16 protein-coding genes and 1 pseudogene are annotated in these 21,239 nt (G+C 68.6%); 10 read left to right on the forward strand and 7 right to left on the reverse strand.

Going from position 1 to position 21,239, the window contains the following annotated elements; genetic code table 11:
* The first annotated feature begins 13 nt into the window (after window positions 1–13).
* The 6 genes from NS2_RS02725 (at window position 14) to NS2_RS02750 (ending at window position 5,539) form a co-directional block, all read left to right on the forward strand.
* On the forward strand, window positions 14–1,051 hold the full coding sequence (locus tag NS2_RS02725) for a TIGR03842 family LLM class F420-dependent oxidoreductase (protein WP_033085379.1): 1,038 nt from the start codon (window positions 14–16) through the stop codon (window positions 1,049–1,051).
* A 94-nt stretch (window positions 1,052–1,145) separates the two neighbouring features.
* Window positions 1,146–2,012 (forward strand): ABC transporter permease, encoded by an 867-nt coding sequence (locus NS2_RS02730; RefSeq protein WP_033085378.1) that lies wholly within the window; start codon window positions 1,146–1,148, stop codon window positions 2,010–2,012.
* A 28-nt stretch (window positions 2,013–2,040) separates the two neighbouring features.
* Window positions 2,041–2,898 carry an ABC transporter ATP-binding protein gene (locus NS2_RS02735; protein ID WP_045436058.1) on the forward strand — a complete coding sequence of 286 codons (858 nt, stop codon included), beginning with the start codon at window positions 2,041–2,043 and terminating at the stop codon, window positions 2,896–2,898.
* On the forward strand, window positions 2,895–3,668 hold the full coding sequence (locus tag NS2_RS02740) for an ABC transporter permease (RefSeq protein ID WP_033085377.1): 774 nt from the start codon (window positions 2,895–2,897) through the stop codon (window positions 3,666–3,668). Before NS2_RS02735 ends, NS2_RS02740 begins: the two co-directional genes overlap by 4 nt.
* Window positions 3,665–4,807 (forward strand): ABC transporter substrate-binding protein, encoded by a 1,143-nt coding sequence (locus tag NS2_RS02745; protein ID WP_033085376.1) that lies wholly within the window; start codon window positions 3,665–3,667, stop codon window positions 4,805–4,807. The genes NS2_RS02740 and NS2_RS02745 overlap by 4 nt, the downstream gene beginning before the upstream one ends.
* 51 nt (window positions 4,808–4,858) lie before the next feature.
* On the forward strand, window positions 4,859–5,539 hold the full coding sequence (locus NS2_RS02750; RefSeq protein WP_036549738.1) for a TIGR00266 family protein: 681 nt from the start codon (window positions 4,859–4,861) through the stop codon (window positions 5,537–5,539).
* A gap of 356 nt (window positions 5,540–5,895) precedes the next feature.
* On the opposite strand, the gene NS2_RS02755 is transcribed toward NS2_RS02750, so the two are convergent.
* Window positions 5,896–6,414: an NUDIX hydrolase gene (locus NS2_RS02755; RefSeq protein ID WP_033085374.1), complete on the reverse strand. Its 519-nt coding sequence runs from the start codon at window positions 6,412–6,414 to the stop codon at window positions 5,896–5,898.
* Window positions 6,415–6,539: 125 nt separating this feature from the next.
* Between NS2_RS02755 and NS2_RS02760 the strand changes: the two genes are divergently transcribed.
* Entirely contained in the window at window positions 6,540–6,920 is a 381-nt protein-coding gene (locus tag NS2_RS02760) for a nitroreductase family deazaflavin-dependent oxidoreductase (RefSeq protein WP_033085373.1), read from the forward strand.
* 25 nt (window positions 6,921–6,945) lie between these two features.
* On the opposite strand, the gene NS2_RS02765 is transcribed toward NS2_RS02760, so the two are convergent.
* A complete protein-coding gene (locus tag NS2_RS02765; RefSeq protein ID WP_155239616.1) occupies window positions 6,946–7,449 on the reverse strand; it encodes a nitroreductase family deazaflavin-dependent oxidoreductase in 504 nt (167 codons plus the stop codon).
* 164 nt (window positions 7,450–7,613) lie between these two features.
* On the opposite strand from NS2_RS02765, the gene NS2_RS02770 reads away from it, so the two are divergent.
* Window positions 7,614–9,167, forward strand: a complete 1,554-nt coding sequence (locus NS2_RS02770) for a glycosyltransferase family 39 protein (RefSeq protein WP_228102776.1) — start codon at window positions 7,614–7,616, stop codon at window positions 9,165–9,167.
* Here NS2_RS02770 and NS2_RS02775 read toward each other — a convergent pair.
* From NS2_RS02775 to NS2_RS02790, 4 genes are all read right to left on the reverse strand, one after another.
* Window positions 9,097–10,599 carry an ABC1 kinase family protein gene (locus tag NS2_RS02775; RefSeq protein ID WP_052085947.1) on the reverse strand — a complete coding sequence of 501 codons (1,503 nt, stop codon included), beginning with the start codon at window positions 10,597–10,599 and terminating at the stop codon, window positions 9,097–9,099. The genes NS2_RS02770 and NS2_RS02775 overlap by 71 nt on opposite strands.
* 497 nt (window positions 10,600–11,096) lie before the next feature.
* Window positions 11,097–13,157 (reverse strand): CocE/NonD family hydrolase, encoded by a 2,061-nt coding sequence (locus NS2_RS02780; protein ID WP_147207066.1) that lies wholly within the window; start codon window positions 13,155–13,157, stop codon window positions 11,097–11,099.
* A 228-nt stretch (window positions 13,158–13,385) separates the two neighbouring features.
* Window positions 13,386–14,555 (reverse strand): PucR family transcriptional regulator, encoded by a 1,170-nt coding sequence (locus NS2_RS02785; RefSeq protein ID WP_052085946.1) that lies wholly within the window; start codon window positions 14,553–14,555, stop codon window positions 13,386–13,388.
* A 12-nt stretch (window positions 14,556–14,567) separates the two neighbouring features.
* Complete coding sequence (locus NS2_RS02790; protein WP_033085371.1) at window positions 14,568–16,331, reverse strand: AMP-dependent synthetase/ligase; 1,764 nt, start codon at window positions 16,329–16,331, stop codon at window positions 14,568–14,570.
* A gap of 410 nt (window positions 16,332–16,741) precedes the next feature.
* Here NS2_RS02790 and glnA point away from each other — a divergent pair.
* Window positions 16,742–18,177 (forward strand): annotated as a pseudogene (glnA, locus tag NS2_RS02795) (type I glutamate--ammonia ligase).
* A 182-nt stretch (window positions 18,178–18,359) separates the two neighbouring features.
* Complete coding sequence (locus NS2_RS02800; RefSeq protein ID WP_033085370.1) at window positions 18,360–18,929, forward strand: hypothetical protein; 570 nt, start codon at window positions 18,360–18,362, stop codon at window positions 18,927–18,929.
* 40 nt (window positions 18,930–18,969) lie between these two features.
* Here NS2_RS02800 and helR read toward each other — a convergent pair whose 3' ends face one another.
* Window positions 18,970–21,165, reverse strand: coding sequence for an RNA polymerase recycling motor ATPase HelR (gene helR, locus NS2_RS02805; protein WP_172416881.1), 2,196 nt, complete (start codon window positions 21,163–21,165; stop codon window positions 18,970–18,972).
* Window positions 21,166–21,239: the final 74 nt, after the last annotated feature.

The following is a 21,239-nucleotide window of genomic DNA, read 5'->3' on the forward strand; positions in this document are numbered from 1 at the left end:
GGGAGAGTGCCGCATGGATATCGGTGTGGTGCTGCAGTGCACGCCGCCCGCGTCCCGGGTGGTGGAACTGGCGAGAATCGCGGAGACGCACGGGTTCTCGCACGTGTGGACATTCGACTCGCACCTGCTGTGGCAGGAGCCCTACGTCATCTACAGCCAAATCCTGGCCGCGACAAGGAAAGTCGTGGTGGGGCCGATGGTGACCAACCCGTCCACCCGGGACTGGACGGTCACCGCCTCCACCTTCGCGACCCTCAACGACATGTTCGGCAACCGCACCATCTGCGGCATCGGCCGGGGCGACTCGGCCGTCCGCACCCTGGGCGGGCGGCCCGCCAACCTGGCGACTCTGCGCGAATCCATTGCCGTCATCCAGGAATTGGGCAACGGCCGCAGCGCGAAGGTGGGTGACACCACCGTGCGCTTCCCGTGGGCAGCCGCCTCGCGGCTGCCGGTGTGGGTGGCCGGATACGGGCCGCGCGCACTGGATCTCACCGGTGAGGTCGCCGACGGCTTCATCCTGCAACTCGCCGACCCGGACATCACCGCCTGGACCATCGCCCGCGTGCGCGCCGCCGCCGAGCGCGCCGGCCGCGACCCGGGCGCGGTCAGCATCTGCGTGGCCGCCCCGGCCTACATCACCGACGGCACCATCGGCGCGCTCGAACACGCTCGCGAGCAATGCCGTTGGTTCGGTGGCATGGTCGGCAACCATGTCGCAGACATCGTCGCCCGCTACGGCTCGGACTCCGACGTTCCCAAGGCGCTCACCGACTACATCGCGGGCCGCCGCGGCTACGACTACAACGAGCACGGCCGCGCCGGGAACACCCACGCCGAATTCGTCCCGGACGAGATCGTGGACCGCTTCTGCCTGCTCGGCACCCCCGACGACCACCTGACCCGCCTGCGCGAACTCGAGGCCATGGGCGTCGACCAGTTCGCCGTCTACCTCCAGCACGACGCCAAGACCTCGACCCTCGAGGCCTACGGCGAATCCGTGCTGCCCCGCCTGGCCCACCCGATCGAAGCGACGGTGACCGGCTCGTGAGAGGTGTGCGATGACGGCCCCGACGGTGGCCGGGGCCGCGGAAGACGCTGGGCCACAGGCAGGTGCGGCGGCACGCCGATTCCACTGGCGAGGGATGCCCGGGTGGCGGCTGCTGTACCCGATCGCGGCGTTCGTTCTGGTGATCGGCGTGTGGGAACTGGTGAAGGCGCTGGTCCCGGCCAACGGGGTGAGCATCGGGAACCAGCGGGTGCTGCCGCGCACCACCGACGCGGCACTGCCGCACGCCTGGGCGGTGCTGACCGTGCTGGGGGAGCGGGACGGGAAGGGCACCGTCGGGGCGACGCTGGCGCGGACGGCGGGATTCACCCTCGAACTCGCCCTGCTGGCACTGGGATTGGGGACGGTGGTGGGCATCGCGCTGGCGGTGCTCATGCAGCGATTCGCCTTCGTCGAGCGCGGACTGCTGCCGTATGTCATTGTCTCCCAGACCGTTCCGCTGATCGCGCTGGCTCCGCTGGTGGCCGGGTGGGGCGGGAAGATCAATATCGGCGGGCAGCCCTGGCAGCCGTGGATGAGCATCGTGGTGATCGCGTCCTACCTGGTGTTCTTCCCGGTCGCGATCGGCACCCTGCGCGGATTGCAGGCTCCGGCACGGGCTTCGGTGGAGTTGCTGCACAGCTGCGCCGCCGGATGGTGGTCGACGCTGCTGCATCTGCGTTTCCCGGCGGCGGTGCCGCACCTGCTGCCCGCGCTGCGACTCGGTGCCGCGGCGGCGGTGATCGGCAGTGTGGTGGCCGAGATCTCGACCGGCACCGCGGGCGGCATCGGCCGCCAGATCATCGTGTTCTCCCAGCAGTCCACCGGCAATGCCGCGCGGCTCTATGCCGCGGTGATCGCGGCGGCCCTGCTGGGAGTGGTGCTCACGGCACTGGTCTCGCTGGTCGAACTGCTGCTGCGCCGCTACGCCCGGCCCGGCCACCCGGCGGGGGCCGCGCGTTGAACACCGCTCTGCTACCCGGAGGTACCTCGTGACCGTGGAGGCATCCGTGTCCACCCCGGATCCGGCTACGGCGCAGGCCGTGCCCGCCGTCGAATTGCGCGACGTCGGAAAGATCTTCACCGCAGGCGCGGTGACCGCCCTGGAGGACGTGCGCCTCACCGTCGCCGCCGGGGAGTTCGTCTCCCTCATCGGCCCGTCGGGCTGCGGCAAGTCCACCCTGCTGCGCATCGTCGCCGACCTGGAGCAGCCCAGCTCGGGAACCGTTGTGGTGCACGGGAAGACGGCCCGGCAGGCCCGCCTGGACCAGGATTACGGCATCGCGTTCCAGCAGGCCGGACTGCTGGATTGGCGGACCGTGCAGGAGAACGTCGAACTGCCGCTGCAACTGCACGGGGTCGGGAAGAAGGAAAGGCGCGCCCGCAGCGCGGAATTGCTCGAGATCACCGGGCTCGGAGATTTCGCGCGCCGCTTTCCCGCCGAGCTCTCCGGCGGCATGCAGCAGCGCGTCGCCATCGCCCGCGCCCTGGCCCGCAAGCCACCGCTGCTGCTCATGGACGAACCCTTCGGTGCCCTCGACGAGATGACCCGCGAACGCATGCAGGGCGAACTGCTGCGCATTGCCGAAGAGACCGGGGCGGCGGTGCTTTTCGTGACGCACTCCATCCCCGAGGCGGTGTTCCTCTCCGGCCGCGTGGTGGTCATGTCCCCGCGCCCCGGCCGCATCACCGAGGTACTGGCCACCGGTGGCTGGGACCGCGACAGCGAAGACGATGTGCGGTCGGGCGAGGAGTTCTTCTCCGCCGTGGCCGCGGTCCGCGCCGCCCTGCATGAGGGGCACGGCGGCGCAGGCACGCCGAAAAGCACCGCAGGACGGGACATGCGATGACCCGCGTCCTCAGAACCTGGTTGCCGCCAGTGCTTTTCGGCGTCGTCCTGCTCGTGCTGTGGCAGGTGCTGACCGTCGCGGCGGGCGTCCCGTCGTTCCTGCTGCCCGCGCCCAGCGCCATCGCGAAAGCCTTCGGCGACAATCACCACGCCATCCTCGAGGCGGCCCTCGCCACCGGCAAGAACGCGCTGGCCGGTCTGCTGGCGGGCGCGGTGCTCGGCATCGCCGCGGCCATCGTGGCCGTCCGGTTCCGGGTGGTCGACGGCGTGCTGGGGGCACTCGCGGCGGGCGCGGCCGCGGTGCCCATCGTGGCGCTGGCCCCGCTGCTGAACTCCATGTACTCCACCACCACCGACCTGCCGCGTCGCCTGGTCGCCACCATCGTGGTCTTCTTCCCCGTCTTCGTCAGCGCCGCACGGGGATTGCGTCAGGTGTCGGCCGTGCACGCCGACCTCATGCATGCCTACGCCGCCACCGGCTGGCAGATCACCCGCACCGTGCGACTGCCCGCCGCGCTGCCGCACCTGTTCACCGGCCTGCGCATCGCCGCGCCCGGTGCGGTGATCGCGGCCATCATCGCCGAGTACTTCGGCGGCCTGCAGCACGGGCTGGGCAGCCGCATCACCTCCGCGGCCGCCAATACCGCCTACCCGCGCGCCTGGGCCTACGTGGTCGCCGCCATGATCCTCGGCCTGGTGTTCCTGGCCGCCGTGCTGTTCCTCGAACAACTCACCCGCAGACCCCGCACCATCCTTGGGAGAACGAAATGAGAAGTACCAGCCGTAGATTCCGGGTCCGGGCAGTACTGGCCGCCGCCACCCTGGCCATCGCCGCGCTGTCCGGATGCAGCACCACCGACAACTCCACCACCGCCGACGGACTCACCAAGGTCAAGCTGCAACTGCAGTGGTTCAAGCAGGGCCAGTTCGCGGGCTACCTGGCCGCAGTCTCCCAGGGCTTCTACAAGGAACAGGGCCTCGACGTCCAGATCCTCGACGGCGGAACCGATATCGTCCCGCAGACCGTGCTCGCCCAGGGCCAGGCCGACTACGCCATCGCCTGGGTGCCCAAGGCCCTGGCCTCCCGCGAGGCGGGCGCGGGCATCACCGACGTCGCCCAGATCTTCCAGCGCTCGGGCACCAAACAGGTGTCGTTCAAGAGCGCGGGCATCAACGGCCCGGCCGACCTGAAGGGCAAGAAGGTCGGAAACTGGGGCTACGGCAATGAGTTCGAGCTCTTCGCGGGCATGACCAAGGCGGGCCTGGACCCGGCCAAGGACGTCACCCTGGTGCAGCAGCAGTTCGATATGAACGCCTTCCTCGCCCACGACATCGACGCCGCCCAGGCCATGTCCTACAACGAGTACGCGCAGCTGCTCGAGGTCAAGAACCCGGCCACCGGAAAGCTCTACACCGCAGCCGATTTCGCCACCCTGGACTGGAACGACCAGGGCGTGGCCATGCTCCAGGACGCCATCTGGGCCAATACCGAGAAGCTGAAGGACACCAAATACTCCGACCAGACGGTGAAATTCATCGCCGCCTCCCTGAAGGGGTGGGCGTACTGCCGCGACAATGTCGACAAGTGCCGCGACCTCACCGTCGCCGCCGGATCGACCCTCGGCGCGAGTCACCAGCAGTGGCAGATCACCGAGGTGAACAAGCTGATCTGGCCGTCCCCCAACGGGATCGGGATGATCGACAAGAGCGCCTGGGACCGCACCGTCGCCATCGCCGAGACCACCCGCAACCAGGAGGGCAAGACCGTCCTCACCAAGGATCCCGACGCCTCGGCCTACAGCGTCGAATACGTCACCAAGGCACTGGATCTGCTGAAGTCCCAGGGCGTCGACGTGACCGGAAGGTCTCACGCCGCACAGCCGGTCGCGCTCACCGAGGGCGGCAAATAGCGCATTCGTGAGGTTCGCCCCCGCGTCGGTCGGCACTGTTATGGTCGCGGCATGAAGGTGGAATTGCGGCACAATCCGTCCTCGACCATTGCCCGCTGCTTCCTGGCCGGGGGCGAACCCATGCGCGTGGAGAGCGGGGCCATGGTGGCCCACTCGGCGGGAGTCACCTTGGCCGCCAAGGCCGAAGGCGGTATCCTGGCCGGGCTCAAGCGCTCGGTGCTGGCCGGGGAGTTGTTCTTCGTGTCCACCTTCACCGCGCCGGCACAGGGCGGGTGGGTCGACGTGGCCCCGGCACTGCCCGGCGACATGCTCGCCCTGTCGATCACCCCGGACCGGCCCTTCTTCATCAGCCGCGGCGGCTGGATCGCCAACTCGCACGGTGTGACCGTGGAGGCCAAGTGGGGCGGGCTGGCCAATCTGTTCGGCGGGGAGGGCGGATTCGGCTTGCGCGCGCAGGGACAGGGCGAGGTGGTGCTGGGGGTGTTCGGGGCCATCGATGTCATCGACCTGGGGCCGGGGGAGCCGGTCACCATCGATACCGGGCACGTGGTCGCCTACGACCTCGCCATGAACTTCACCATCCGCCGCGCGGTGTCGGGCCGTTCGCTCCAGTCGCTGAAATCCGGGGAGGGTCTGGTGTTCGATTTCACCGGTCCCGGCCGGGTGCTGCTCCAGACCCGCAACCCCGGCGCGTTCGCGTCCTGGGTCGGTTCGAGTGCTTCGTCCGGATAGTCCTGTGATCTAAGTCATATATTTATCAAACCGATATAATTGCTGATGGAACCCGTTCTACCGTGTAGCTCCGGTCGGGCCGGGGAAAAATTTCCTGCGGAAACAGTCTCCTCGCGAATGTGAACCGTGCATGATTCACATGCTCGACATGTCGTTCGAAAGATGAGGAGAAGCACGTGTCCGGTTCCGCTTCGGATTTCCTGGCAACGGTTCTGATCAAGACCATCCAGGGTCTGTTCACGGGCAGCACGGGCGCGCACTGACGCCTGCGCCGCAGTAGCACGACGGCCCATCGAATCGCGCGGGTTCGATGGGCCGTCGGCGTTCGTCCGGGATCGGCTGTGCGGATGCCGGATTCAGCGCAGCAGATCCGGGATGAGCACCCGGGTGTCGGGCACGAACGGCCAGGCCGGGTCCTCGAGATGCGAGCGCAGTTCGTCGTCGGTCCACCACCAGCCGTCCGCGATCTCCTCGGGCTGATGCCGGATCGGCCCGTCGTAGCGCAGCTCGTAGGCGAACAGATGGCAGCGCATCGGCCGCCCGGCCCACTCGCCGTCCCAGGACGCGCCGGCCAGCGGCAGCGGACCGTCCTCGTGCGGCCCCACCTCGATGCCGAGTTCCTCGCCCAGCTCGCGGACCGCGGCCGCCGCCGGATCCTCGCCCGGTCCCAGCACCCCGCCCGCCAGGCAGTCGTGCATGCCCGCGAAGACCGCCTTGGTATCGGTCCGCTTGTGCACGTACACCTTCGACCCGTCGAGCGAGCGCACCAGCACGCCCGCGCTGGCGTGCCAGAGGCCCTCGGCGTACACCACCGCGCGCTCCTGCGCGCCGATCTCACGACCGGTCGCGTCGTACACCGCGATCATCTCCGACATCGCTCTCCTCGCCGCCGCGCCGTGCCATCCGGCGCCCCGAACGTCACCCTAGCGATGCCCAGCGCCGGGACCGGCGGCGGCGTAGCCTCAGGGGCGCAAACGTTTTCGTCAGGGAGGACGAATCCATGCCGCTGCCGCAGGCTCTGGCCCGGATCAACCGGAAGATCAGCAACCCGATCCTGGGCGTGCTGGCCCGGGTCGCCCCGTTCTTCGGCATCGTGATCCATCGCGGCCGCAAATCCGGGCGGGTGTACCGGTCCCCGGTCATGGTGTTCGAGCGCGACGGCGGGTACCGCATCGCCCTGACCTACGGGCGGGACGTGGACTGGCTGAAGAACATTCGCGCCGCGGGCACCTTCGAGTTCGAGACCCGCGGGCGCACCGTGGTGCTCACCGATCCGGTGCTCGGGCACGACGCCTCCGCCTCCTGGGCCCCGCCGCTGGTGCGGCAGGTGCTGGTGGGCCTGAACGCCGAGGACTACGTGCAGGCCCGCCGCGTCGACTGACCCGGCCACGCGCTCGGTGCGGCGCTCAGCGCACCGTCAGCCGGATGATCACGGTGCCCTGCTGCCAGCTCTGGTAGGCGTCGGCCTTGCTCGGATTGCCGTCGGCGTCGATGCCCATGCCGTTGAACTCGGCCCAATGCCTGTTGTCGCGGGCGATGGCCTCGGCGAGGCGCACCACCGATTCGGCATCGGTGAGCACCTCGGCATCGGCGGTGCGCTTCGGGCCACCGAAGGACACCTGCATCGGGGTGCCCTTGCGGATATTGCTCACCCACGGGTGCTTCGCGGTGCCGATGAGCAGATCGCCGTCGTGACGGGTGTAGGCGACGGGTACGTCGTACACCTTGCCGGACTTGCGTCCGACGACGTGCAGCACACACAGGCGCTTGCCGACCTGCGGTGCCAGCAGCGGCACCTTCAGCAGGCTGCGGATGATGGAATTGACGATGTTCTGGTACGAGCGGATCGGTTCCGGCCCGGTGGTGGTCGGGGTGCCGTAGGGATTGGCGCCCGGGGTTTGCTCGGTCATGCCGGCCTCCTTCGCTCAAACGCGTTGCGCGGCAGTCATCCCGGGATCGAGTATAGGCCCGGATACGCACCGGCACGGGAGTTGCGCCGGGTACCGGATTTGCTGGAAATACGCTGTAGATTCTGGTGTGTCCGCACCATGACCCGCCGTCGAGGAGCGCCCCAGTGACCGATGTGGTGGATCGCCCGGCCCGGCCCAACGGCCCGGGGCGCCATGCCAAGGCCTTGGAGCGGCCGCCCATGGCGTGGTGGACGGTGGCGGCGGTCGCGGTTCCGGCCGCGATGGTGCTGGTGGGGTCGGCGTCGCGCTACGGGTACTTCGGTGACGAGCTGTATTTCCTGGCGGCCGGGCGGCGGCCCTCGTTCGGGTACGCCGACCAGGGTCCGGTGCTGCCGCTGCTGGCCCGGCTGATGGACACCATCGCACCCGGATCGTTCCTGGTGCTGCGCCTGCCCGCGGTGGCGCTGACGGTGACCGCGATCGTGCTGTGCGCCATGCTGGCCCGCGAATTCGAGGGCGGACGCCGGGCGCAGGCGCTGGCCGCCCTCGGCTACGCCAGCTCACCGTTTCTGCTGTTGCAGGGCGCGATGCTCACCACCAACGCCGTGGACACCGCGCTGTGGGTGATCATCACCTGGCTCATCGTGCGCTGGGTGCGCACCCGCGACGACCGGCTGCTGCTCGCGGCCGCACTGCTGACCGCGGTGGACATGCAGGTCAAGTGGCTGATCCCGTTCTTCTGGATCGCGGTTGCGGCGAGCAGCCTGCTGTGCGGGCCGCGCGAGCTGGTGCGGCGGCCGCTGCTGTGGGCGGGCGGGACGATCGTGGTGATCGCGACCGTGCCCGAACTGCTGTGGCAGGCACGGCATTCCTGGCCGCAGCTGAAGATGGGCGGGGTGATCGGGGCCGAACAGGGAATCCTGGGCGGGCGGCTGCTGTTCGTGCCGATGTCGGTGAGCCTGGCCGGGTATCTCGGCGCGCTGCTGCTGTTGTGGGGACTGTGGGTGCTGCTGCGCTGGGATACGTTGCGGCCGTATCGATTTGTCGGTGTCACCTTGCTGCTGTTGTACGCGGCGTTCCTGATCACGGGCGGGCGCATCTACTACGCGGCGGGCATGTACGCGGTCATGATCGCGGCGGGCGCGGTGGGCGTGGCCGGGACGGCCGAACGGCTGAAACCGGTGTGGCGGCGGGTGCTGCTGGGCTTCGTGGCCGTATTGGCCGTGGGCGCAACGGCTTTCACGTTGTACTCGACGCCCTGGCGGCCCGCGGACCAGGTGCGCCCACCCAAGGACGACGCCGAGGCGGCCATCAATATCGGCGTGTACGGATCCTTCGGCTGGCACGAGCTCACCGACGAGGTGATCCGCGCCTACGGCGAACTGCCGCCGCCGCAACGCGAGCACGCCGTCATCATCACCGACACCTATTGGCAGGCCGGCGCTCTCGACGAACTGGGCCGGTCGGAGCTACCGCCGATCTACAGTCCCAGCCGCGGCTTCGGCTATGTCGGCACCCCGCCCGACGACGCCTCGGCGGTCATCGCGGTCGGCGGTTACGAGGCGGTGCTGCGCAGCCAGTTCGACCACGTCGCGCCGGTCGGCAAGATCGACACCCGGCTCGGATTCAAGGGCAACACCCAGGACGTCACCATCTGGGTGTGCTCGGGCCGGAAGAAACCGTGGTCACAGGTGTGGCCGAACTGGATGCACCTGTAGGCCGCAGCGGCACCACGATGGACGGGCGGCCCGCGTCGGCCGGGCCCTGGCCGAGGTGGAAGCGCTCCACGGCGGCGGCCAATTCCGGTAGCGGCCGGGTGAATTCGTCGCGCAGCGGACCCCGCACCCCGAGCTGGCACAGCAGTCCTGCCCCGGCGAGGATGGTGCGGCCGATGGGCGTGTACTCCGCGGGCATGGTGAGGTGGCGGGCCACGTTCGACAGGCTCGGGTCGGTGGTGCGGCGCACCTGCCTGCGCAGCCAGGGCGTGGTCAGGTGGATCTCGCGCTGCGTGAACAGATCTCGGATCGGGGCGATCAGGGCGATCAGGGCCGCGATGTCGAATTCCCGTTCGGGGCGCACGAATCCGTGCCTGCGCAGCGCCGCCTCCAGATCTGCGTCGGTGCCGTTGAGCGCGGCGTCGCCGATATCGCCGGACAGGGCGGGGAACCGGGCCGGGAACGGCGTGCACGCGCCGAAGTCGAGTACGCCGAGGCGGCCGTCGCGCAGCACCCGGAAATTGCCCGGATGCGGATCGGTGTAGACCAGGCCCGTCCGGGCGAAGCTCGACATGACGAACCGGGTCACCAGCAGCCCCGACCGATCGCGTTCGGCCGGGTCGCCCGAGGCGATGACGCGGTGCAGCGGGATGCCGTCCAGCCACTCGGTGACCAGGACATCACCCTCCTGGTGCACGACCTCGGGGATGACGAACTCCGGGTCGTCGGCGAAGGCGGCGGCGAAGATCCGCTGCGTCGCAGCCTCTTTCACATAGTCGAGCTCGTCGCTGATGCACTCGGCGAAGGCGTCGGCCAGCGCCCGCATATCCGTGTCCGGCGCGAAAACCGTTGCCAGTGGCGCGAGCCGGCGCAGCTGCCGTAGATCCGAGGTGACCGCGGCGCGTGCGCCGGGATACATGAGCTTGACCGCCACCCGACGGCCGTCGGGCCACACCGCGCGGTGCACCTGGCCCACCGATGCGGCCGCGGCGGCGCGGAGCTCGAACTCGGCGAACCGGTCTCGCCACTCCGTGCCGAGAGAAGCGGCCATGGCATCCCCGACCGCGGCCGGCAGCATGGCCGGCACCGAATCCTGCAGCCGCGTCAGCGCCTCGCGGTACGGCTCGCCCAATTCCGGCGGCAGCGCCAATGCGTAGAGTGCCAGCAGCTGCCCCAGCTTGGCCGCACAGCCCTTGAGCTCCCCGAGCACCTCGAACATGTGCTGCGCGGTGCGCGCCTGGATATCGAGCTCGACCTCGCGCGCAGGGGTTCCGGCGGCCCGTCGTCCCAGACCCCCCACCCGGCGCGCCGCGTACGCCACCGGCAGCGCGGTGATCTTGGCGGTGCGGACGGCGGAGCGGGTCGGCAGCCGATCGTCCGGCTCGGACGTGCGGCGGCGCGATCGCCGCAATCCACCCTGGCGCGGTTCGAGCATGGAGGACCTCCGAAATTTCGGGTGTCTCAGTGTGTCACGGCGTCGATCTTCGTGGGTAGGTCGCGACGACGTCTGGACTTTGCCAAAAGTCTGTCTCAGACTGTTGGCGGCGCAAAGGAGCGACGATCACGAACGAGTGAGTGGGCACGCTGGTCCCGCACCCCGAGAGGTGCATGTCGGCCGCTGTGGCTCGCCGCCCGACCGGATCCGCCCGCACCACAGGGAACTCGCCGCGCGGGCGCTGGGGGCTCGCGCACGCGGGGAACGGGGACCGGCCGCGGCGTAGGCGGGGACGCCGCGGCCGGACGGGGTCGGCGCGCCGGGCTCGCTCGGGCGATGCCGAGACACACGAGGCTCGGTGGCAGCGCGCCGGGTGCCGTGGTAGGCGGTTCCCGCGTCCCGGACGGTTGGACGAGACTCAGCTCGAGCTGTCCGGGAATTGGAGTCGATGGCGCGCGAACCTGTTCGAGCCGAACCGGAAAGTCCGGCTCGGACAATCAGTGCCGGAACGAATCCGCCGGTGCCAGGGGTGCTACCAGTGCCGACGGATAGACGGCATTGCGCTGGATCTGCTGCGACGTCCCCAGCACGCGGCCCAGATCCGCGGGATTCGGAATCGTCGACGGGAAGGTGCCCGAGGTGATCCGCAGGCGCAGGGCATGACCGGGCTCGAGGCGGTGGAAGGCGGGGCGGATCTTGATCTCCATCCGCACCACGTCACCCGGCGCGAGCAGCTGCTCGTTCTCCTTCAGCACGGTGTGCTCGGGCGCGTACACGGTGCCGTCGGCGGCGCTCCAGGTCTTGCCGGGGTCCAGGGTGCGCTGGCTCGCCAATTGCGAACCGCCGGTGATGTTCACCGCGCTCCCGTCGGGCGCGACATCGTCGAGCCACACCTGGAAGGCGGCATCGGTGCCGGTGGAGGACGCGTACAGGGTGACGCTCGACGGCCCGGCCAGCACGGTCGGCTCGGTCACCGGGTCCATGGTGTAGCGCGGGCCCGCGGTCGGGTTCTGCACCCACTCGGTGCACGGGTTGGAGACGGTGAAGACGCGGAAGACGAAATCGAGCAGACCCGCGGTGTACTGGCCCAGCGACTCGCGATTGCAGATGTTGTCGATCCCGGTGTAGTCCAAGTGATCTGAGGCATCGGTGGCAGCGGGCTTGTCGGCCACCAGGCGGTCACCGTCGAAATAGCGGCGGGCGACCGCGGCCTGCTCGAACGGGTAGCGGGCGGTATCGGCGGCTGTATTCATCGCGTCGATGACGTGCAGCGGGGTGGAGGTCTCGTCCACGCCGTTGTGAATGTCCTTGAGCCACCGGTCGAACCACGCGAGGGTGACCATATCGGTGTCCATGCGCGAGCCCGGGCCCAGGCCCAGGCCGACGTGATACCAAGGGCCCATGAGCAATTGGTAGCGACCGTCGGCCTTCTGGTTCGGATCCATCGGCGCGAACTGATCGCGTCCGGCCGAAAGGTTCTGCAGCTGCGCGTAATTGCGCACCGCGCCCTCCTGGTAGAGATCCCACCAGCCGTCCACCTGGTACATGGCGATGCCGTTGTCCACCAGGTTGTGCAGGTCGGTCTCGAAACGCCGGTCCTGCCACCAGGAGTTGTCGTAGGCGGTGGAGCCGCCGGTGTAGGCCTCGAACAGCAGCTTCACGGTGCTGGTGTCCGCGCCCACCAGGGCGTTCAGGTGATCGCCGAGCGAGCGCAGGAACTGCTGGGGCGACACCACCGCGCTCAGGAACGGGCCGATCAGGCTCAGGTACGGGACCATGAGGGAGATGACCGTCAGCAGCAGCGGGCTCATCATGCCGTCGTGATTGAGCACCTCGTCGAAGATGTTGTTGGGCACCGCGAACGGCACGATCGCCTTCAACGGCGAATCCGGGCCGACGGTCTCGGCGGTCCGCATGGCCGACAGGCCCGGGAACGAGTAGCCGTACATGCCGACCTTGCCGTTGGATCCGGGCAGCTTGGCGGCCCAGTCCACCAGCTCCGCGCCGTCCTTGCCGTCCTGCTTGGAGGCCGGGCTCCACGCGCCGGTCGAACCGCCGGTGCCGCGCACATCCGCGGTCACCTCGATATAGCCGTGGCGCACCAGCACGTCCTGCATGGAGGTCGCCTGGTTGATGATGCGGCGCACATCCCTGAGCTGATCCGGCAGCGGAATGCGCAGATCGTCGATGACCCCGGTGATGGCCGCGGTGAGCGCGCTGGTCACCGCGCCGTAGGTGGTGAAGTTGACGATCACCGGGAACTCGCCCTCGGCCCGCTGCCCGGTCACCGGATCGGTGGGATAGCGGATCTCGGCCTGCAACTGGTTGCCGTCGGAGAGCGGAACGATCTGTCCCAGTTGATAACCCACGCCGTACCGGTCCGGGGTCTGCTGGTATCCGGACGGCAGCCCGAAGTTCGCGGGCGCGTTCGGCACCGGCCCGAAGACGGGCGCGGCCCCGGCGGGCGTGGTGGACGTGACGGTCATGGCCAGCACCGAGAAACCGGCGACGGCCCACGGCGCCAGACGGCAGCGACGCGGACGGAAGGTGCTACTCAACGATCTACCTCTGCGGATGTAGGGAGGCCGCTGCGTGTGCACCACCGATGTGGCGGACCGCACGACCTCGTCGTCGGGGTTGAGCACACCGCACAGCCCCCGCGCGTCGCTACCGGCAATCGCCAAGAACGCGACGCGCGCGATTGTGCATTCGACCAGGCGGGGCGGAATCGAGCGGTGGCGCGATCGACCGGGCGTGCGGTCGACCGCGCGGGCGGGCGCGGTGGATTACGGTGCGAACGACGCGGACTCGAGGCGGCGGGCGATGCGGGCCGCGGACAGCGTCATGGCGTCGGTCGGGCGATGCGGATCCAGGCCGGTCAGCTCGTGCACGCGGGCCAGCCGGTAGGTGACGGTATTGCGGTGGATATTGAGCAGCCGGGCCGTGGCCAGCTGGTTGAACCCGGTGTCCACGAACACTTCCAGGGTCTCGGCCAGCAGCGGCTGCGCGTCCAGCGGTGCGAGCACCGCCGCCAGACCGTCGCGTGCCGGACCGCCCGCCGCGACGGTGTATTCGAACATGAGGTCCGCGCGCCGGCACACCGCCCGCGGGCGATCCAGACAGCGGCCCAGTTCGGCGAGCACCCGGGCCTCGGCGAACACCGCGGGCACCTCGGCGCGCGAGGCCGCGGTGGCCACGCCGACCCAGAAGGTGGCGAGCTGACCGTGCGCGGGCAGCCGGGCCGAGAGCGCGGCCAGCGTCGCGGTGCCGTCGTCACCGGGTTGCAGGGGCAGCAGTGCGGTCCAGCCGCCACTGTCGAGCCGCAGGAACACACCCGGGATGGCCTCGACGCGATGCCGCAGTTCGCTGGTGTCCGCGCCGCGGGTGCTCCCGAGCCGGAATACGGCCAACAGGAAGGCATCCGGGACCGCGATCGCCGGTTCCTCGGCCCACTCGATGGGATCGCGGCCGGTCAGCAGCGCGTCGGCGATCGCGCGGCGGCGTTCCATCAACTCCCAGCGCGGATCGTGGGCCCGCGCCACGCAGGCGGTGGCGATGCGGGTGGTGAGCAGCGTGACGTACTGCAGCAGCGACACCGCCGCGTCATTGAGCAGATCGCGTTCCGGCTCGGTGGCGGTGTCCTTGAGCCGCGACCAGATGTACTCCGCGCCCAGGCTGTAGCGGCCTAGCACATCCTCGAGGGATTCGCCGTCGCGCACCCGGCTCAGCGCGATCTGCACCACCTCGTGGGTGTCCTCGGCCGAGGGCGGGCGGCCCGAGCGCACGAAGTCGAAGAACAGATCCACATTCAGCTTGGTGCCGCGTTCGAAACCGCTGGCCACCAGCGGTTCCGGCAGGGTGCGGTAGGGCGGCACGGACGCCGGGACGTCCTCGCGCGCCACGACCGCGCGCCGGTACAGCTCCTCGAGCGCTCGGTCCCGCAATCGCGCGTGCATCAAAATCTCCTACTACCCGTACAGCGACTCGATAGTAGCGGCGTAGTTGGTAGCTATCGGTTTGCGCTTGAGTTTTCCGGTGGCCGTCAGGTTATCGCTGCCCGGGAGCCACACATCCGGCAGCACCGCGAACTTCTTGATCTGCTCGACCCGTGAGAGCTTGGCATTGGCCGCGTCCACGCCCTCCTGCAGGGATTTCAGCACCGCCGGATCCTGCGCCAGGGCGGAAATGCTCCGGTCGGTTAGCTGGTGGCGCTCGGCGAAGGCGGCGGCCAGGTCGGGGTCCAGGCAGATGAGCGCGGTGTTGTAGGCGCGGCCCTCGCCGATGGCGACCACCGTGCCCGCCAGCGGGGTGTTCTCGGTGACGGTGTTCTCGATATTGGTCGGCGACATGTTCTTGCCGGCCGCGTTGATGATCAGTTCCTTCTTGCGATCGACGATCTTGAGGAAGCCCTCGGCGTCGAGCTCGCCGATATCGCCGGTGTGCAGCCAGCCGTCGGCGTCGACGGTCTCGGCGGTCTTGTCGGGGGCATTGCGGTAGCCGCGCATGACGTTGCGGCCGCGCACCAGCACCTCACCGTCCGCGGCGATGCGCACCTCGGTGTCGGGGAAGGCCGTGCCGACCGTGCCGATCTTGATGCGGGCGGGGCGGTCCATGGTCGCGCCCGCGGTGCATTCGGTCATGCCGTATCCCTCGCACAGCGGCACGCCCAGGCCGAGGAAGAACTCGTGGGTGTCCTTCGGGATCGGTGCGGAACCGGTGACGGCGATGCGAATCCGGTCCAGGCCCAGCTGTTCCCGGATGGCCGAGAGCACCAGGCGATCGGCCAGCCGGAATGACAGCGCGCCGAGCGGGCCCTGGGCGCGCCCGTCGGAGGCCGCGCGCGCCCGCGCCCGGCCGGTCTCGATGGCCCACGCGATCAGGCGGCGCTTGGCCGGGCTGGGGTCGGCGGCGAAGCGATCCTCCAGTGCCGCTTTGACTTTCACCCACACCCGGGGCACGCCCAGGAACACCGTCGGATGCACCTCGGTCAACGCGGCGGCGACCTGCTTGAGATCCGGGCAGGTGGTGATCTGACCGCCGGTCAGGATGGACAGGTAGTGCGAGAGCCAGCGGTTGGCGGCGTGCGCGTCGGGCAGGTAGGAGATCACCCGGTCGGCGGGGGAGCCGCCACCGAATTCGTCGACCACGCGGGCGTTTTCGAAGAAATTGGTGTGGGTCAGCTCCACGCCCTTGGGCGGGCCGGTGGTGCCGGAGGTGTAGACGATGGTCAGCAGATCCTCGGGATCCACCGCCCGCCAAGCGGATTCGAAATCGAAGCCGGGGTTCTCGGTCGCCTCGATCTCGGCGAGCGGGACGCACCCCTCCGGCGCCTCGTCCACACAGATCACGAGCTCGACGACGACGCCTTGGGCCGCGGCCTTCGCCACCGCCGCCAGCACCTGCGGCGCGAACTGCCGCTCGCAGATGACCGCCTTGTTGCCCGCGTTGCCGAACTGGTAGACCAGCAGATCCACCGGGTTGGTGTTGTACACCGAGAACGGTGTCGCGCCGGTGTGCAGAATCGCGGTGTCGCACAGGTGGAATTCGGGCCGGTTGGTCATCATCAGCGCCACCGTGTCGCCGGGGCCGATGCCGTGCGCCGCCAGACCGGTCGCGATGGCGCGCACCCGCTCACCGTATTCGCGCCAGGTGATGGCGACCTCGCCGCCCATCGTACGCAGCGCGACCTCCCCCGGGTATCGGGCCACATTGGCCTGGAACGCCTCGACCATGGTGCGCGGGGCCGTTCCCGCAGCCGGTGTTGAACTCACGAACTACAGCAGACCGCACAAACGATGGCGGGGTCCACTGGCAATGGCGAAGATCTGCTCCGGCGGATTTGTGCACAGTGACAACTGTGCTTTCGACGCGAGACGTAACAACTGGTTTGGCGTCGGTTGGGGAAACTCACCGGGTACGTCCAGAATCGGTTTGCCGCTCGACCGCCGGCCCGCATACGAAACGGTCGACGGCTCTCTGTTGTGCGCTGAAGTCTCGGAGAGGCGGTATTGCTCTTGGTGGGCAGTGTGATTCGGGTCCATCGGGCGATCGTGGAGTCGTATCGTCTTAGTACGAACAGGACCGCCGGACCCCGACCGGGCCGTCCGATCGGGTAGGCGTGCGCGGCCACGAGGAGCGAGCGGTGATCACCCCTACCACCAGCGGAATACAGGACTACATCAACGCCGAGGAAGTCGAATACGTCGACATCCGGTTCTGCGACGTCCCCGGCATACAACAGCATTTCTCGATCCCGGCGAGCATGTTCGGCCCGGATCTGGTCGACAACGGCATCGCCTTCGACGGCTCGTCGGTGCGCGGCTTCCAGGCCATCCACGAGTCCGACATGCTGCTGCTGCCGGATCTGCGCACCGCGCAACTGGATTCGTTCCGGGCCGCCAAGACCCTCAATATCGACTGCTTCGTCCACGATCCGCACACCCGCGCCGCCTACAGCCGCGACCCCCGCAATGTGGCCCGCAAGGCCGAGGAATATCTGCGCTCCACCGGCATCGCCGACACCGCCTACTTCGGGCCCGAGGCCGAGTTCTACATCTTCGATTCGGTCCGCTACGACACCAGCATGAACCGCGCGTTCTACGAGGTGGATGCGGCGTCGGCCGACTGGAACACCGGTGAGAAGTTCAATCCGGACGGCAGCCCCAACCGCGGCTACAAGGTGCGCCCCAAGGGCGGCTACTTCCCCGTCGCCCCCTACGACGCCGACGTCGACCTGCGCGACCGCATGTGCACCAACCTCCAGATCGCGGGCTTCGAACTGGAGAAGGGCCACCACGAGGTCGGCACCGCCGGCCAGGCCGAGATCAACTACAAGTTCAACACCCTGCTCGCCGCCGCCGACGATCTGATGCTCTACAAGTACATCATCAAGAACACCGCCTGGGAGAGCGGCAAGACCGTCACCTTCATGCCCAAACCGCTGTTCGGCGACAACGGCTCCGGCATGCACGTCCACCAATCCCTGTGGAAGGACGGCTCACCGTCGTTCTACGACGAGGCCGGCTACGCCGGACTCTCGGACCTGGCCCGCCACTACATCGGCGGCCTGCTCCACCACGCCCCCTCCCTGCTGGCCTTCACCAACCCCACGGTGAACTCCTACAAGCGCCTGGTCCCCGGCTACGAAGCCCCCGTGAATCTGGTGTACAGCCAACGCAATCGCTCCGCCGCCGTGCGCATCCCGGTCACCGGCACCAGCGCCCCGCCAAACGCCTGGAATTCCGCTGCCCCGACTCCTCGGGCAACCCCTACCTCTCCTTCGCCGCCATGATGATGGCCGGCCTCGACGGCATCACCAACAAGACCGAACCCGCCCTCCCCGTAGACAAGGACCTCTACGAACTCACCCCCGAGGAAAGCGCCGAAGTAGCCCAAACCCCCGCCAGCCTCGAAGAAGTCATCACCCGCCTCGAGGCCGACCACGAATACCTCACCCAGGGCGGCGTTTTCACCGAAGACCTCATCGACACCTGGATCGACATCAAACGCAACCAGGAGATCGCCCCGATCAACCTCCGCCCCCACCCCTACGAATTCGAACTCTACTTCGACGTCTAGACCAGCGCTGACGGGTTCGAGTCCATCCGCTGTCTGATCACTTCGGCGATCACTCGGCGGATGGATCGGCCCGTATCCGGTCGCACGTCTTGCTCACCATGATCTGACCAGGCAGAAGCCGAGGCACGCGATGAGTACCACAGGCCGACAACTACTTTCGTGTTCGATCGGATCTGTCGGCCGTGGCTGACATCGGAGACGATGCGTGTGGCCCGTTGGCCGAGTTCGCGGCGCTCCGGGCAGAGATCGACACCAGAATCTCATTGCAACAAGCAATTCTCGTGCTTCAGTTGACAACCGCGGGTGCGATCTTCAGCTTCGCGCTGTCCAATCCGTCCCGGACGCGGTTCCTGCTGATCCTTCCGCTGACCACGTATGCGCTCTGCGCACGCCACAGCCTGCACCATTTCGGGATCGTACGACTTGGCACCTATATCCGGGAGAGCCTGAGCCGACGGGTCCCCGGCGAGCTTCAGTGGGAGGATTGGCTGATCGCACATCCGCGTGTACCGCTCCGATTCGTAGCCTGGGCCAACCCGCTGTACTTGACCTTTCCCGGAGCCGCAGCGTTGGCGCTGGCCTGGAGCGCCCCGCGCACCTTCGCATCGCGTGATGATCTGTCGGTCCCCCTTCGTGTCGGGTTCAGCGGTATCTGGCTGGTGGGGTTGGCGGCGACGGCCTTGTGCCTGTATCTGGTCTGGACGATTACCGCGGCCCATCGATATCGGATACCGCCCGCACCGACCGAATGACGCCGCGCGGCACTCATCAAGCCAGAGTTGGGTCCGAGCTCTACGCCGACGTGTACACCCCGGCGGGGGTGGCCAGTCCGGCGAGGGCCTGGGGGAGGGGGCCCTCGTGTAGGACGCCCAGGCGCTGGGTGGCGCGGGTGAGGGCGACGTAGAGTTCGGCTGCGCCGCGGGGGCTTTCGGTGAGGATGTGTTCTGGTTCGACCACCAGGACGGCGTCGAATTCGAGGCCCTTGGTTTCGGCGGCGGGGACGGTGCCGGGCATGCCGGGTGGACCGATCACGATGCTGGTGCCCTCGCGGTTCGACTCTTCGCGGGCGAAATCATCGATGGCGGAGGGGATTTCGGAAGCCGTGAGCTGGCGGGCCCAGGGCTGGACGCCGCAGGCGCGGACCGACTCCGGTGGGGTGACGTCGGGGGCGAAGTCGGCCAGGACGGCGGCGGCGACGGACATGATTTCGGCCGGGGTGCGGTAGTTCACCGTCAGGGAGCGGTAGAGCCAGCGGCCGGGGACGTAGGGGTCCAGCATCTGGGACCAGGAGGTCGCGCCGGCGGGGGAGCTGCGTTGGGCGAGGTCGCCGACGATCGTGAAGGAGTGGCTGGGGCAGCGGCGCATGAGGAGGCGCCAGTCCATTTGGGAGAGTTCCTGGGCCTCGTCGACGACGATGTGGCGGTAGGTCCAATCGCGGTCGGCGGCGGCGCGGTCGGCGAGTTCGCGGGTGTCGCGTTCGATGAAGCGGTCGGCGAGGTCTTCGCCGTAGAGGAGGTCGGTGGCGCACAGGTGGTCTTCGTCGTCCATATGGTCGGCGCGGTTGACCAGGAGGTTCAGGACGCCTTCGGCGTAGGCGACCTGGGCCTTGCGTTCGCGTTCGGCCGCGGCCTCCTCGGCGGTGGTGTCGCGGCCCAGCAGGTCGGTCAGCTCGTCGAGGAGCGGGACGTCGGAGACGGTCCACGCCTGGCCGTCCTCACGGTAGAGGGCGGGGTCGGCTGCGGCGGCCGACAACCGTTCACGTGACGAAAGTAGTTCCGACAGTAGATCTTCCGGGGTGATCGTGGGCCACAGCTCCTCGATCACGGTGGCGAAGCCCTCGTGCTCGGCGAGTTCGGTGCGCAGATCGCGGCGCATGTTCTCCCACGCGTCGCGGTCCTCGCGGGTCAGCCAGCCTTTTCCGATGCGGGTGATGGCGCGTTCGGTGAGCGCCCAGGTCAGCACCTCGAGGAACGATGCGCGCGCCTCATTGTGTGGGCGGCCGCTCGCGCGCGCCTCCTCGCGCGCCCAGCCCGCGATGTCGCGGTCGATTCGCACTGTGACATCGGCCAATTCGATGGCGATCGGCTCCTCTGGTACCCGCTGGCGATCGGCGACCGCGCCCTTCAGCACGTCGAGGATCTTCAGCGAACCCTTGAGCCGCGCCGCCTCCGGAGCGTCCTCGGCGGTCACGTGCAGTCCGGGCATGAGATCGCCCGTGGTGGTGAACACCACGTTCGTCTCGCCCAGCGAGGGCAGCACGCGCCCGATGTGCTTCAGGAAGGCGGTATTGGGACCCACCACCAGCACGCCGTTGCGTTCCATCTGCTCGCGCTGGGTGTACAGCAGATACGCGACGCGGTGCAGCGCCACCACCGTCTTGCCGGTGCCGGGACCGCCCTCGATCACCAGCACGCCCGGGTGATCGAGGCGGATGATCCGATCCTGTTCGGCCTGAATGGTTGCCACGATGTCGCGCATACCCTCGCCGCGCGGCGCGTTGACCGCCGCCAGCAGTGCCGCGTCGCCGCGCTCGTGGTCACCGGGGCGGCCGAAGACCTCGTCGGTGAAATCCACCACGTCGCGCCCGCGGGTGTGGAATTGGCGACGGCGGCGCATGTTTTCCGGGCACGCGGCCGTCGCGATATAGAACGCCTGCGCGGCGGGCGCGCGCCAATCCATCAGCAGCGGCTCGAATTCATCGGCCTCGTCGAAGATCCCGATGCGGCCGATATAGGTGCGTTCGCCGGACACACTGTCGAGGCGGCCGAAGCACAGGCCGTTGTCGGCCACACCCAGCCGCTTCACCTCGCGGGCCAGCGTGCGCGCCTCGGCATCGCGTTCCACCATGACCGTCGCATTGCCGCGCACCGTCAAGGTCTGGTTGTAGCGGTCTTTCACCCGGGCGCGCTCGGCGTCCAGGCGTTCGTAGAGCCCGGCCACATACTCCTGCTCCGAGCGCAGTTCGTCGTCGTACTTCTGGTCGGTCACCTGCACCACACCTTCCCACCTGGCCGTCCCCGCCCGCCGCGGACAGAATTTCCGCAGGCTGCGGCCTTAGTACT

The organism is Nocardia seriolae NBRC 15557, assembly GCF_007990715.1.
In the GTDB taxonomy this organism is placed as follows: Bacteria; Actinomycetota; Actinomycetes; order Mycobacteriales; family Mycobacteriaceae; genus Nocardia; species Nocardia seriolae.

Bases quoted from the DNA above. Each gene is read 5' to 3' on its own strand.
- NS2_RS02725 (WP_033085379.1), top strand. From the start codon at position 14: ATGGATATCGGTGTGGTGCTGCAGTGCACGCCGCCCGCGTCCCGGGTG.
- NS2_RS02730 (WP_033085378.1), top strand. From the start codon at position 1,146: ATGCCCGGGTGGCGGCTGCTGTACCCGATCGCGGCGTTCGTTCTGGTG.
- NS2_RS02740 (WP_033085377.1), top strand. From the start codon at position 2,895: ATGACCCGCGTCCTCAGAACCTGGTTGCCGCCAGTGCTTTTCGGCGTC.
- NS2_RS02745 (WP_033085376.1), top strand. From the start codon at position 3,665: ATGAGAAGTACCAGCCGTAGATTCCGGGTCCGGGCAGTACTGGCCGCC.
- NS2_RS02750 (WP_036549738.1), top strand. From the start codon at position 4,859: ATGAAGGTGGAATTGCGGCACAATCCGTCCTCGACCATTGCCCGCTGC.
- NS2_RS02755 (WP_033085374.1), bottom strand. From the start codon at position 6,414: ATGTCGGAGATGATCGCGGTGTACGACGCGACCGGTCGTGAGATCGGC.
- NS2_RS02760 (WP_033085373.1), top strand. From the start codon at position 6,540: ATGCCGCTGCCGCAGGCTCTGGCCCGGATCAACCGGAAGATCAGCAAC.
- NS2_RS02765 (WP_155239616.1), bottom strand. From the start codon at position 7,449: ATGACCGAGCAAACCCCGGGCGCCAATCCCTACGGCACCCCGACCACC.
- NS2_RS02775 (WP_052085947.1), bottom strand. From the start codon at position 10,599: ATGCTCGAACCGCGCCAGGGTGGATTGCGGCGATCGCGCCGCCGCACG.
- NS2_RS02785 (WP_052085946.1), bottom strand. From the start codon at position 14,555: ATGCACGCGCGATTGCGGGACCGAGCGCTCGAGGAGCTGTACCGGCGC.
- NS2_RS02790 (WP_033085371.1), bottom strand. From the start codon at position 16,331: ATGGTCGAGGCGTTCCAGGCCAATGTGGCCCGATACCCGGGGGAGGTC.